The organism is Streptomyces sp. NPDC088785, assembly GCF_044750685.1.
Lineage (GTDB): Bacteria > Actinomycetota > Actinomycetes > Streptomycetales > Streptomycetaceae > Streptomyces.
Genome location: NZ_JBIVKH010000001.1, coordinates 520698 through 532564 on the forward strand (window position 1 = coordinate 520698; position 11867 = coordinate 532564).

Annotated in this window: 10 protein-coding genes; 3 read left to right on the forward strand and 7 right to left on the reverse strand. The window is 73.3% G+C overall.

The window, feature by feature from the left end; genetic code table 11:
* Window positions 1-120 precede the first annotated feature (120 nt).
* The 3 genes from ACIP5K_RS02300 to ACIP5K_RS02310 form a co-directional block, all read right to left on the reverse strand.
* Window positions 121-1179 (reverse strand): BMP family protein, encoded by a 1059-nt coding sequence (locus ACIP5K_RS02300; RefSeq protein WP_401404109.1) that lies wholly within the window; start codon window positions 1177-1179, stop codon window positions 121-123.
* 273 nt (window positions 1180-1452) lie between these two features.
* Window positions 1453-2715: an amidohydrolase gene (locus ACIP5K_RS02305; RefSeq protein ID WP_401405234.1), complete on the reverse strand. Its 1263-nt coding sequence runs from the start codon at window positions 2713-2715 to the stop codon at window positions 1453-1455.
* Window positions 2716-2848: 133 nt separating this feature from the next.
* Entirely contained in the window at window positions 2849-3586 is a 738-nt protein-coding gene (locus ACIP5K_RS02310; protein ID WP_401404111.1) for a helix-turn-helix domain-containing protein, read from the reverse strand.
* Between the two features lie 233 nt (window positions 3587-3819).
* On the opposite strand from ACIP5K_RS02310, the gene ACIP5K_RS02315 reads away from it, so the two are divergent.
* A complete protein-coding gene (locus tag ACIP5K_RS02315) occupies window positions 3820-4491 on the forward strand; it encodes a DUF4097 family beta strand repeat-containing protein (protein ID WP_401404113.1) in 672 nt (223 codons plus the stop codon).
* Between the two features lie 5 nt (window positions 4492-4496).
* Here the strand turns inward: ACIP5K_RS02315 and ACIP5K_RS02320 are convergent, their stop codons facing one another.
* From ACIP5K_RS02320 to ACIP5K_RS02335, 4 genes are all read right to left on the reverse strand, one after another.
* On the reverse strand, window positions 4497-5522 hold the full coding sequence (locus ACIP5K_RS02320; protein ID WP_401404115.1) for a hypothetical protein: 1026 nt from the start codon (window positions 5520-5522) through the stop codon (window positions 4497-4499).
* 81 nt (window positions 5523-5603) lie between these two features.
* On the reverse strand, window positions 5604-6545 hold the full coding sequence (locus ACIP5K_RS02325) for an N-acetylneuraminate synthase family protein (RefSeq protein WP_401404117.1): 942 nt from the start codon (window positions 6543-6545) through the stop codon (window positions 5604-5606).
* A 14-nt stretch (window positions 6546-6559) separates the two neighbouring features.
* Window positions 6560-7855: a cytidylyltransferase domain-containing protein gene (locus ACIP5K_RS02330; protein WP_401404118.1), complete on the reverse strand. Its 1296-nt coding sequence runs from the start codon at window positions 7853-7855 to the stop codon at window positions 6560-6562.
* 56 nt (window positions 7856-7911) lie between these two features.
* Window positions 7912-9243: a DUF6716 putative glycosyltransferase gene (locus ACIP5K_RS02335; protein ID WP_401404120.1), complete on the reverse strand. Its 1332-nt coding sequence runs from the start codon at window positions 9241-9243 to the stop codon at window positions 7912-7914.
* 198 nt (window positions 9244-9441) lie between these two features.
* On the opposite strand from ACIP5K_RS02335, the gene ACIP5K_RS02340 reads away from it, so the two are divergent.
* Window positions 9442-10419, forward strand: coding sequence for a glycosyltransferase family 2 protein (locus tag ACIP5K_RS02340; RefSeq protein ID WP_401404122.1), 978 nt, complete (start codon window positions 9442-9444; stop codon window positions 10417-10419).
* Complete coding sequence (locus tag ACIP5K_RS02345) at window positions 10419-11750, forward strand: polysialyltransferase family glycosyltransferase (RefSeq protein ID WP_401404124.1); 1332 nt, start codon at window positions 10419-10421, stop codon at window positions 11748-11750. The genes ACIP5K_RS02340 and ACIP5K_RS02345 overlap by 1 nt, the downstream gene beginning before the upstream one ends.
* Window positions 11751-11867 lie beyond the last annotated feature (117 nt).

Here is an 11867-nt window from a genome sequence, read left to right on the forward strand (position 1 = left end):
CGGGGGGGGGGGGGCGGGGGGGGGGGGGGGGGGGGGGGGGGGGGCCGGCCCCCCCCCCGGGGGGGGGGGGGGGGGGGGCCCCGGCCCCCCCCCCCGCTCGGTGCCCGAGGTGCCCGGGGGCTACTTCGTCGCGACGGTGATCTTGCCGTCGATGATGTCCTGCTTGGCCTTGGCGACCGCGTCCGCGAGACCGGCGATCGACTTGAACTTGGGGTTGGTGTCGGTGATGCCGACGCCGCCCGCCTTCAGGTCGAACCGGGTCACGCCGGACAGCGGCTTGCCGTCCTTCACCGACTTGGCGAGCTGGTAGACCGCGCCGCCGACGTCCTTGGTGGCCGAGGTGAGGATGTAGTCCTTGTACTTGGCGAGGGCTTCCTGCTGGTACTGGTCGCTGTCCACGCCGATCGCCCACACCTTGTGCGCGGCGGCGGCCTGGATGACGCCCTGGCCGGACAGGCCGGCCGCGTGGTAGACCACGTCGGCGCCCTTCTCGATCTGGCCCTCGGCGGCGGTCTTGCCCTTGTCGGGGCTGGAGAAGCCGCCCTCGGCCGGGGTCTCGGTCAGGTATTGCGGGATCACCTTGATCTTGCTGTTGGTGTCCTTGACGCCCTGCTGGAAGCCCGCGCCGAACTTGTGGATCAGCGGCACGTCCACACCGCCGACGAAGCCGACGACGTTCGACTTGGTGGCCTTGGCGGCGGCGACGCCCGCCAGGTAGGAGGCCTGCTCCTCGCTGAAGACCAGGTCCGCGACGTTCTTCGCGGTGATCGTGGAGTCGTCGACGATGCCGAAGGAGATCTTGGGGTATTTGGCGGCGGCGGCCTTCACGGCGGGCGCGTAGGCGAAGCCGACGCCGATGACCGGGTTGTAGCCCTGCTTGGCCATCGACTCCAGCCGGGCGGTCTTGTCGGCGTCGGACTCGCCGTCGCTCGGCTCCAGGTCCTTGCTCTTGTAGCCGAACTCGTCGGTGGCCTTCTTCATGCCCGCGTACGCGGCGTCGTTGAAGGACTGGTCACCGCGGCCGCCGACGTCATAGGCGAGACCGATGCCGAGGTTCTTGCTCTTCCCCTCGGAGGCCGCCTTGTCCCCGCTGGTGCCGCCGCAGGCGGTGGCGGCGAGGGCGAGGCCGGTGACGACCACGGCGGTCCGCGTGAGCCGGGACGTACGAGTACGACGCATGATGGGCTGCTCCTTCGTCAACACGCCGCGAAGGGCGTTGAGTTCGGCGGAGCGTAACGCGCGTAGAAGGGCCACGGAACCCGGTTGGGCCCCGCCGTTACCGGATCGTGGCGGGGGTGGGTTACATCTGGGTGTCGTGGGGTGACGCCGGGGGCGAAGGGGGGTAAATCGCGGGGCGCGGGGGGCGCGGCGGCCTGCTGCGGCGGGCCCGATCCCGCGCCGCGGGCGGCGGCGCGGGAGGTGTGCACCGGCCGGTGGGCCGGGCGTCACCGGTCAGGGCAGGTCGGCGTCCAGCAGGGCCGCCGCGGTGAAGAGCTCCACGCCCACCGTGATCGCGTACTCGTCGGCGTCGAAGTCCCCCTGGTGGAGATCGCGGCTGACCCGGTCCCCCGGCGCCTTCACCCCGAGCCGGGCCATCGCACCGGGGACGTGCTCCAGGTACCAGGAGAAGTCCTCGCCGCCCAGGCTCTGCTGGGTGTCCTCGACGGACTCGGCGCCGAGCCGGGCGGTCATGGCCTCGCGCAGCAGCTCGGTCACCGCCGGGTCGTTGACGACGGGCGGCACGCCGCGCACGTAGTTCACGACCGGCTTGGCCCGGTAGAGGTCGGCGATCTCCTGGATCGCCGCGTGCACCAGGTCGGGCGCCTGCCGCCACGCGTCCAGGTCCAGGCAGCGCACGGTGCCGGACAGCTCGGCGTGCTGCGGGATCACATTGCAGGCGTGGCCGGTCTCCAGGCGCCCCCAGGTGACGGAGAGCCCGGAGCGCGCGTCGACCCGGCGGCCGACCAGCGCGGGCACCTCGGTGGCGAGCTTGGCGGCGGCGACGACGAGGTCGGTGGTCAGGTGCGGGCGCGCGGTGTGCCCGCCGGGCCCGTCGAGGGTGACCTCCAGCCGGTCGCACGCGGAGGTGATGGGCCCGGACCGCAGCCCGAGCCGCCCGGCCTCGACCTTCGGGTCGCAGTGCACCCCGACGATCTTCCGTACGCCGTCCAGGACCCCGCACTCGATGGCGTCGGGGGCGCCGCCGGGCAGCACCTCCTCGGCGGGCTGGAAGATCAGCCGCACCGGGTGCGGCAGCCGGCCCTGGCGGTGCAGGTCGGCCAGGACGAGGCCGGCGCCGAGCACGACGGTGGTGTGCACGTCGTGCCCGCAGGCGTGCGCGCGGTCGGGGACGGTGGACCGGTAGGCGCAGGTGACCTTGGTGTCCGGGATGGGCAGGGCGTCGATGTCGGCGCGCAGGGCGAACATGCCGCGCCCGCCGCGCCACTCGCCGTCCTCGGTGCCGATGTCGCAGATGAGTCCGGTGCCCATGCCGAGCACGCGCGGTACGAGCCCGGCCCGCTCCAGGCGTGCCTTGAGCGCGGCGGTGGTGCGGAACTCCTGGTTGCCCAGCTCGGGGTGCATGTGCAAGTCGCGCCGGAAGGCGATGAGTTCGGCGCGCAGGGCTTCGGACAGCGTGCCGGGGAGCGCGGCGCCAGGGGCGGGATCCCCGGCGGCTCCACCCGGCTGGTCGGCCTCGGACTCTCGGGACTTCATCTGGTTCACCCTCTGAAGGGTAGGGCGACACGGGGGTCAACTCACGCTCGATCAACAAAACTTCAGCCAGATTGACGTAAGAAATCCGGCCGGGCCGCGCATGTCGATCGCCCGAGGAGGGTATGACGGCTCTTTATTCCTCCTCCCCCGAGTCGGCCTCCACCGGCTTCGCATGGAGGATCGAGCGGGCCTGCTCCGCGGCGCGAGCGGTGTTCTCGGAGACGAAGTCGAGGAAGCGGGCGATGTTCTCCAGGCGGACGCCGACCGGTGTGGCCGGGCCGAGGAGTCCGGAGCCCTCGCGGGCGATCCCCACGATGCGGGCGGTGGCCTGCGCGCTGGCGACCATCGACTGGTACCAGATGTCGTCGTCGACCACGTACCGCTCGCGGCGCCGCTCGTCGCGCTCGCGGCGCACCATGCCGAGCCCCTCGATGAAGGCGACCGCCTTGGAGACGGAGGCCGGGCTGACCTGGAGCCGCTGGACGAGTTCGGCCGCGGTGAGGCTGCCCGAGTCGCTGAGGCAGATGCTGGAGAGCACGCGGGCCATCATCCTGGGCATGCCCGACGCCATCATGACGGTGGTGAACGTCTCCTCGAACTCCCGTACCGCCGCGTCGTCGCGCCCGCCGGGCCGCGCGGCCGGCTGGGCGCCCCGGGGCGCGGCCTGCCGGCGCCGGTGGGCGCGCTGCTCGGTGGCGCGGTGGGCGAGGTCGGCGCGGTAGGAGGTCGGGCCGCCGTTGCGCATCACCTCGCGGGTGACGGTCGAGGTGGGGCGGTCCAGGCGCCGGGCGATCTCGGCGTAGGCGAGGCCGTCGGCCAGTCCCAGCCCGATCTGCTGCCGTTCCTGCTGGGTGAGCCTGCCTCCCGGCATCGCCGTCTCCTCACATCCGTGGCCGTTTCCCCGCGACCATAGCGTTCACGTCCATTCTGTTGCAACGACCGGCCTGCCGTCTGTTGCGTTAACAGGGAGACCGTTGCAATGAAATTACGGCTCTGAGCTGCATCTACCTGTTTCCAGTGCGACGAATGCGTTGCCTATATCGTGAATGCAACGTAGCGTTTCATTCATCGGAAACAACGAGAGCGCGACTTGAGGAGCCAGCGATGCAGACCTTCGCCACCCCCGCCACCATCTCCGCCGTCCTCGACATCCCCGCGGGACGCATCCGGCTCATCGCCGCCGACCGGGCCGACACCGTGGTCGAGGTCCGGCCCGCCGACCCCGGCCGGGGCCGCGACGTGCGGGCCGCCGAGCAGATCGAGGTCTCCTACGCCGACGGGCGGCTGCGGATCGCCGCCCCGGCCGCGTCGAACAGGCTCGTCGGCCCCTCCGGCACCGTCGAGGTGACGGTGCAGCTCCCGGCCGGCTCGCACGTGGCGGCGACGGCCGCCGCCGCCGAGCTGCGGGGTGTCGGACGCCTCGGCGACGTCGCCTTCGACGGCGCCCGCGGCCCGGTCAAGCTCGACGAGGCCGCGAGCGTCCGCCTCGGCCTCAAGGAGGGCGACGTCACCGTCGGCCGGCTGACCGGGGACGCGACGATCACCACCATGAAGGGCGACCTGAGCGTCGCCGAGGCCACCCGGGGCACGGTCACCCTGCGCACCGAGGCCGGCGACGTGACGGTCGGCGCCGCCCGCGGCGTCTCGGCCACGCTCGACGCCGGGACCGCCTTCGGCCGGGTGCACAACACCCTGAGGAACGCCGACGGCGCCGGCGCCGGGCTCGCCGTCCACGCGACCACCGGCTACGGCGACATCACCGCCCGCAGCCTCTGAGGGCCCTAGACGGTGCGGACCCCGCGGGCGGAGTCCGCGATGCCCGCCAGGAAGCCCTGCGCGTGGGCGGAGACGCCCTCCCGCAGCCAGGCCGGGTCGATCTCGCAGACGGCGACCTTCACCCCGGTGCCCTCCAGCGCGATGGGCAGGGTGTGCACGACGGTCGACGGGAAGCTGAGGATGGTGCGGCCGATGGGGCCGCGGCGGGCGATGAGTTCGAGCGGCAGGTCGGGGCGGACGACTTCGAGGCCGGTCTCGGTGGCCAGCCGGTGGAGTTTGTCGGAGCTCTCGCGGCGGTGCGCGAAGTAGCGGGTGGCGCCGTGCGCGGCGGCGAGTTCGCGCACCGCGACGAGATAGCGGTCGAGGTCGACGACCCCGGTCTCCACCAGCGAGGTCCCCACGAGGTCGGCGCCGCGGGTCAGGCGCGGCGGGCCGAACCGGGCCCGCGTCCAGGCATAGGTGTTCTCGGTGACCGTCACCCCCCGCGGCACGCCCTCGACCGGCATGGAGGTGAACAGGGAGACCGCGTGGCGGCCCCCCTCGCGCGGGGTGAGCCGGCGGCGGGCGGCCGAGGCGACGGGGCCGAAGACGAGGTCGCGGGGCCCGGGGCGGCCCCCGCGCCGGTGCCAGCGCACCAGCCGCCCGCCGCCGGCGAGCTGGCTGACGAACTCCATGGTGGCGGTGCCGTCGTCGACGACGACCAGTTCGCGGGCGCGGGTGATGGTGAGCAGCAGCTGCACGTAGCGGGAGAACGGGTCGCCGAGCACGATCCGGTCCGCGGCGCGCAGCGGCCCGGCGAGGCCGCCGATGGTCTGGAACGGCGCGGTGGCGCCGCCGCGGGCCTCCTCCCAGCGCACCACGTGGCCTTCCTCGCGGGCGAGTTCGGCGACGCGGCGGAGCTGGCCGCGGGTCATCGGGTCGGTGGGCGAGAGGACGACGACGGTGGCGTGGCCGCCGTCGAGGTGGGCCCATTCGAGAACGTTGAGGAGCTGTACCGGGCTCTCGACGAAGCACAGCGTACTGCCGGACATGCTGCGGCCCTCCCGGGGGACGCCGGGTCGGTCCGGCGCGTCGGGCGCGCCGGACCGACCGTGGCTCGATGAACCGGTGGATCAGACGCCGACGGGCTCGCCGGCGGCGACGGCGATCTCCGACTCGGCGACGACGCCCGCGACCCGGCGGAGCTTCTTCATCGGGCCGAGCTCGGACTCGTAGACCTTCTTGACGCCGTCACCGAGGGAGGCCTCGATGGTGCGGATGTCGCGGACCAGGCGGGTCAGGCCCTGCGGCTCCACCGAGGCGGCCTGGTCGGAGCCCCACATGGCGCGGTCGAGGGTGATGTGGCGCTCGACGAAGGCGGCGCCGAGGGCGACGGCCGCGAGGGTCGTCTGAAGGCCGGTCTCGTGGCCGGAGTAGCCGATCGGGACGTTCGGGTACTCGGCCTGGAGGGTGTTGATGACGCGGAGGTTCAGCTCCTCCGCCTGCGCCGGGTACGTCGACGTGGCGTGGCACATCAGGATGTTGTCGCTGCCGAGGACCTCGACCGCGTGCCGGATCTGCTTCGGCGTCGACATGCCGGTGGAGAGGATGACGGTGCGGCCGGTGGCGCGCAGGGCGCGCAGCAGCTCGTCGTCGGTGAGCGAGGCGGAGGCGACCTTGTGGGCGGGGACGTCGAACTTCTCCAGGAAGGCGACGGCCTCGGTGTCCCACGGGGAGGCGAACCAGTCGATGCCGCGCTTCTTGCAGTGCTCGTCGATCCGGCGGTATTCGTCCTCGCCGAACTCGACGCGGTGGCGGTAGTCGATGTACGTCATCCGGCCCCAGGGGGTGTCGCGCTCGATGTCCCACTGGTCGCGCGGGGTGCAGATCTCGGGGGTGCGCTTCTGGAACTTGACGGCGTCGCAGCCGGCCTCGGCGGCGACGTCGATCAGCTTGAACGCGTTCTCCAGGTCGCCGTTGTGGTTGATGCCGATCTCGCCGGTGATGTACACGGGCTGACCGGGGCCCGCGGTGCGCGAACCGAAGGTGCGGAGGCGGGAGTTGAGAACAGACATGAGAGATGCGTTCCTTACGTGGTTTCGAGGGTGTCGAGAGAGGGGCCGAGGATCCAGCTGGCGATCTCCCGGATCGCGCCTTCGCCACCGGGGACGGTGGTGACCGCGCGGGCGGCGTCGCGTACGACGTCGTGGGCGCTCGCGACCGCCACGGGCCAGCCGATCGCGGCGAAGCACGGGAGGTCGTTCACGTCGTTGCCGACGTAGAGCACGCGCTCCGGCGCGATGCCCTGCTCCTCGCACCACTGCTTCAGTGCGAGGTCCTTGCGGTCGATGCCGTGCAGGACCGGGATCTTGAGCTTCCGGGCCCGGGCGGCGACCACCGGGTTCACCTCCGTGGACAGGACGAGCATCGTCAGGCCGCTCCTGCGAAGGGCCGCGATGCCGAGGCCGTCACCGCGGTGCACGGTGACGAACTCCCGTCCGTCGGAGTCGATCAGCACCTTGTCGTCGGTCTGGGTGCCGTCGAAGTCGAGGACGACCGCGTCGATGTCCTCCCGGGTGGGGAGGGTGCGCTGGTCGAAGAGGGGGGCCAGCGCGCGGGCGCGGGCCAGGTCGTGCGGGTCGTCGATCTCCAGGACGCGCGCGGGGTCGGTGCGCACCAGTTCCGTACGGCCGAAGAAGCGGTGCTCGTGGCGGCGGAAGCCGGTGGCCTCCATCGCGTACACGGCGCCGGTCTCCAGGAGGTCCTGGGGGCGGTCCTGGCGGCGCGGCCGGAAGGACTTGTCGTGGTTGACGCCGTAGCCGCCGCCCGCCGTGGCCGTCTCGGCGACCAGGGTGGCGGAGCCGGCCACGGCGGCGGCCCGCTCGCCGGCGATGCCCTGCGGCTCGTCCGCGGCGTCGCGCCACACGAAGCCGTGGAACGGCGCGACGGTCAGGGCGCTGTCGGCGCCGCCCTCGACGATCGCGGCGACCACCGCGTCGACGTCCTCGCGGACGAGGAAGGGGCTGGTGCACTGCACGAGCAGCACCACGTCGACGGCCGCGCCCTGTAGGGCCTCGTGGGCGTCCAGGGCGTGCAGCACGGCCGCCTCGGAGGTGGCCTTGTCGCCGGCGATGGCGGCGGGCCGGGTGACGACCTCGGCGCCCGCCTCGCGGGCGGCGGCGGCGATGGCCGCGTCGTCCGTGGAGACCACGACGTCGGTGACGTGCCGGGTGGCCAGGCACTCGCGCACGGCGCGGGCCACCAGGGGCACGCCGCCGACCGGGGCGAGGTTCTTGGCCGGTACGCCCTTGGAGCCGCCGCGCGCCGGGACGACGGCGAGGACGCGGCGTACGGGGGCGGCCTTGACCGCTTCCGGGTCGGTCATGTGCGGTGCTCCTTCGGGGCGTTCGGGGCGTTCGGGGGCGGCGGGGGTGCGGGGGCTCACAGCTCGCCCATCCGCCGGATGACGGGGGCGACGCGCTGCACGCCGTGGCGGTAGGCGCCGCGGGCGGCCCTGCGCACGATCTGGCGGACGGCGCCGGGGTCCTTGTCGGCGGCCGGGGCGCCGGGCAGCGGGCTGCCGTCGGGCGCGAGGTGGTGGCGGGCGAGGATGCGCGGCAGGTAGCCGGGGGCGGTGGTGCGGGAGTAGTACGGCGCGAGGGCCGGCCGGTCCCGGCCGAGCAGGGCGGTGACCCGGGCGCGCGCGCCGTCGAAGGCCCGCGCGTAGGTGCCGTCGGCGGCGACGCCCTGCCGGGCGAGCCAGGCGGGGTCCGGCTCGGGGCGCAGGCCCGCGTCGAGCCGGTCCCAGGAGACCAGGCAGCCGGAGCCGGTGAAGTGGTGGTTGCCCAGGGCCTCGCGGACGCCGAGGTCGGTGAGGAGGGCGGTGGGGATGCGCCGGTGCAGGGCTTCGAGGGCGGCGGTGGAGCTGACCGTGACGAGCAGATCGGTGCGGTCCAGGACCTCGCCCATGTTCCCGTACACCAGACGGAAGTTGGCGGGGGTCTCGATGCGCTGCGCGAGCTTCTGGTAGGGGGTCTCCTCCAGGTGCGTGGTGTGTTCGCCGGGCCTGCTGCGCAGTTTGAGCAGGACCTCGCGCTCGGGGTGCTGCCGGGCGTGCCGCACCAGGCGTTCGAGGAGGTACATCCGGTCGGCCGGGGTGTCCGGCACGGACGGCTGCGCCGCGAAGACCACCGTGTACGGGTCGTGGTCCGCCGTGTGGGGCGCGCCCCCGAGGAACGGCAGCGCGCATTCGGTGACCGCCGAGGCGTCGGCGCCCACGCCCTCGTACACGGCGCGGAACCGGTCCGCGTCGTAGGCCGAGTTGGCGAGGACGACGTCGGCGCCGTGGCGCAGGAGCAGCCCGTCGGCGAGCTTCTCGTAGACGACGCCGACGTAGCCGGTGACGACCACCGGGCGGTCGGCGACCTCGCGCCAGGCGTGCCCGAGTCCGTGCAGTACGGCCTGGACGGCTCCGCCGACGAGGGCGAGGACGACCACGTCGTACTGCTGGGGCGCGCGGCGCATCTCGCGCAGGAACTCGACGGCGGTGACCTCGCTCATCCGGTCGGCGCGCACGCCCACCTCGCCGAGCTGGCGGGGCGTCGGGGTGGCGCGGCCGCGGAGCAGGTATCCGTCGAGCCGGGCGGCGTCGCCCAGCAGGCGGGCGGCGGTGAGCGAGCCCCACTTCCATCGGGTGTCGGAGTCGGCGAGCACGGCGGCCCTGAGCGCGCCCTCGGGCGCCTTTTCGGTCCTCGTATTGCTACTTGCTGGCACGTGGAAGAACGTAGGAAGTGATTCCGAGCCGCGGCCCAACCCGAACGCAACAAACGGTTAACAACAGATCGCCGAATGGCGAATCGGCCCGGGAATTCGGCCGCGGCGGCGGCGGTTCACCGTTCCGACACATGTCGTTCATCGCCCATCAAGGCGTCGGCCAATCCGCATGTCAGGCCGTCATCTAGCGTCCGACGGGTGGTCAAGCTCTCCGTCATCGTGCCGTTCTACAACGTGCAGCAATACGCGCCCGACACCCTCAGGAGCCTTCGCACAAACACACGCGACGATTTCGAATTCATTCTCGTCGACGACTGCTCCACGGACGAGACCCCCGCGATACTCGCGCGTGCGGCACGCGAGCTGCCCGGTGCCGTCCTGGTCCGGCACGAGCGGAACGGCGGTCTGGCCACGGCCCGGAACACGGGCCTGGACGCGGCGCGCGGCGCGTACCTGACGTTCCTCGACGGCGACGACTGGCTCGCCCCGGGGTACCTGTCCGAACTGGTGGCCGCCATCGAGGGGCTGGGCGTCGACTTCGTCCGCACCGACCATGTGCAGACCCGGGGCCGGGCCCGGTCGGTGTCCCGGGTGCCGGTGGGCCGGCGCGACGAGGTCCTCGTCCCGCGCGAGGCGATCCTGCCCGCCGACCGCACCACGTCGGTCGACTACGCGTACGCCTGGGCCGGTGTCTACCACCGGCGGCTGCTGGAGCGCGGGCTGCTGCACTTCACGGACGGGCTGCGCACCGCCGAGGACCGGCCGTGGATCTGGCGGCTGCACCGCGAGGCCGGTTCGTTCGCCGCCGTGGGCCTGCTGGGCGTGTTCTACCGGCGCGGGGTGACGACGTCGCTGACGCAGATCGGCGACGTGCGCCAGCTCGACTTCATCCGCGCCTTCGACGAGGTCCTCGCGCAGACGGCCGCCGACCCGGACGCCGACCGGCTGCTCCCCAAGGCGGCGCGCACCTACTGCGCGATCATCGCCCACCACCTGACGGAGATCGAGAAGTTCGAGCCGGCCGTCGCCAAGCGGCTGCGCGTGATGAGCGCGGCGGCGCTGGAGCGGATGCCCCAGCCGCTGCTCACCGGCGTCCTCGACACCATGGACCTGGACCGCGCCCTGCGCCTGCGCAGGCTCCGGCGACGGGTCACCTCAGCGAAGGCGGCCGCCTGATGCCCCGTACCACCCAGATCTTCTGCGCCTCCACGCTGTACGGCGCGGCCACGCTCGCCGCGGCCGTCGAGGCGGGCCGCTTCAGCGAACCGGACCGGCGCGTCCTGCTCGTGTTCAACAACGCGGCGGTGCCCGAGACCACGCCGGGCGTGCACGAGATGCCCGGGTTCGCCGCGCTGCGCCGGCACTTCGACGAGGTGCTGTCCTTCAACGACGCCATCAGCCCGCTGCACCCGGCGGCCTGGAGCCCGCGCCAGGACGACATCCCGCTCCTGGAGCGCTATCTGCGCACCCTGTGGCGGCTCGGCGACGACCGGGTCGAGCTGGTCCTGGAGTCGCTCCAGGTCAACCCGGCGCTGGCGTTCGCCTCCCTCTTCACCGGGGCGCCCATCCACGCGTACGCCGACGGACTGATGAGCTACGGCCCCACCCGCAACAAGATCGACCCGCTGATCGGCACGCGCGTGCGCCGGCTGCTCCACCTGGACCTGGTCCCGGGGCTGCGGCCGGTGCTGCTCGGCGAGTTCGACGTCCCGCCGGAGATCGTGCCCGCCGAGAACTTCCTGAAGGTGCTGGGCGCCCTGGCGGGTGCGAGCGGCGAGGTGCCGGCCGTGCCCGAAGGGGCCGCGCTGCTGCTCGGCCAGTACCTGTCCGCCCTGGGCATCCTCACACCCGACGAGGAGACGCGGCTGCACGTGCGGATGATGCGCGGGGCCGTCGCGCGCGGCCACCGCACGCTCGTCTTCAAGCCGCACCCGATGGCCCCGGCCGACGACGAACCGGCCCTGGCGGCCGAGGCGGAGCGGCTCGGCGTCGACCTCACCGTCGTCGGCGAGCCGGTGCTCGCGGAGGTGCTGTTCGACCGGGCCCGGCCCGCCCTGGTCGTCGGCTGCTTCTCGACGGCGCTGTTCACGGCGTCCGCGTTCTACGGGCTGCCCGTCGCCCGGATCGGGACCGGGACGCTCCTGGACCGCCTCGCGCCGTTCCAGAACAGCAACCGGATCCCGCTCGTCCTCGCCGACGCCCTGCTGCCGGACCTGGAGGCGGCGCACCCGGCCGACCCGCTGCCGCCCGAGCGGCTCGCGGGGCTGGTCGACGCGGTGAGCTTCGCGATGCAGCCGCAGGTGCTGCCCGCGCTGCGGCCGGCGGCCGAGCGGTTCCTCTCCGAGCACTTCGACGAGCGGGTCCAGCGGTACTTCAAGCGGCGCCGGCTGACCGTGCTGGCCCTGCCGGGCGGGCTCCCGCAGCGGCTGGGGTTCCTGCCGCGCAACTCCACCGCCCGCCGGGTGGCCCGGCGCGCCCGCCGGACGTGGCGGGCCGTCAGGAGCTGAGGACCGCCGTACGCGCCGGGAGAGTTCACCCACCGTCCACCGGGAAGCCGCCCGGGGCGCCGTGCGGTGGGGCACATTCAGGCCTCCGGCCGCGCGCGGCGCGGGGCGGGGGAACGA

Bases quoted from the DNA above. Each gene is read 5' to 3' on its own strand.
- ACIP5K_RS02300 (WP_401404109.1), bottom strand. From the start codon at position 1,179: ATGCGTCGTACTCGTACGTCCCGGCTCACGCGGACCGCCGTGGTCGTC.
- ACIP5K_RS02305 (WP_401405234.1), bottom strand. From the start codon at position 2,715: ATGAAGTCCCGAGAGTCCGAGGCCGACCAGCCGGGTGGAGCCGCCGGG.
- ACIP5K_RS02310 (WP_401404111.1), bottom strand. From the start codon at position 3,586: ATGCCGGGAGGCAGGCTCACCCAGCAGGAACGGCAGCAGATCGGGCTG.
- ACIP5K_RS02315 (WP_401404113.1), top strand. From the start codon at position 3,820: ATGCAGACCTTCGCCACCCCCGCCACCATCTCCGCCGTCCTCGACATC.
- ACIP5K_RS02320 (WP_401404115.1), bottom strand. From the start codon at position 5,522: ATGTCCGGCAGTACGCTGTGCTTCGTCGAGAGCCCGGTACAGCTCCTC.
- ACIP5K_RS02325 (WP_401404117.1), bottom strand. From the start codon at position 6,545: ATGTCTGTTCTCAACTCCCGCCTCCGCACCTTCGGTTCGCGCACCGCG.
- ACIP5K_RS02330 (WP_401404118.1), bottom strand. From the start codon at position 7,855: ATGACCGACCCGGAAGCGGTCAAGGCCGCCCCCGTACGCCGCGTCCTC.
- ACIP5K_RS02345 (WP_401404124.1), top strand. From the start codon at position 10,419: ATGCCCCGTACCACCCAGATCTTCTGCGCCTCCACGCTGTACGGCGCG.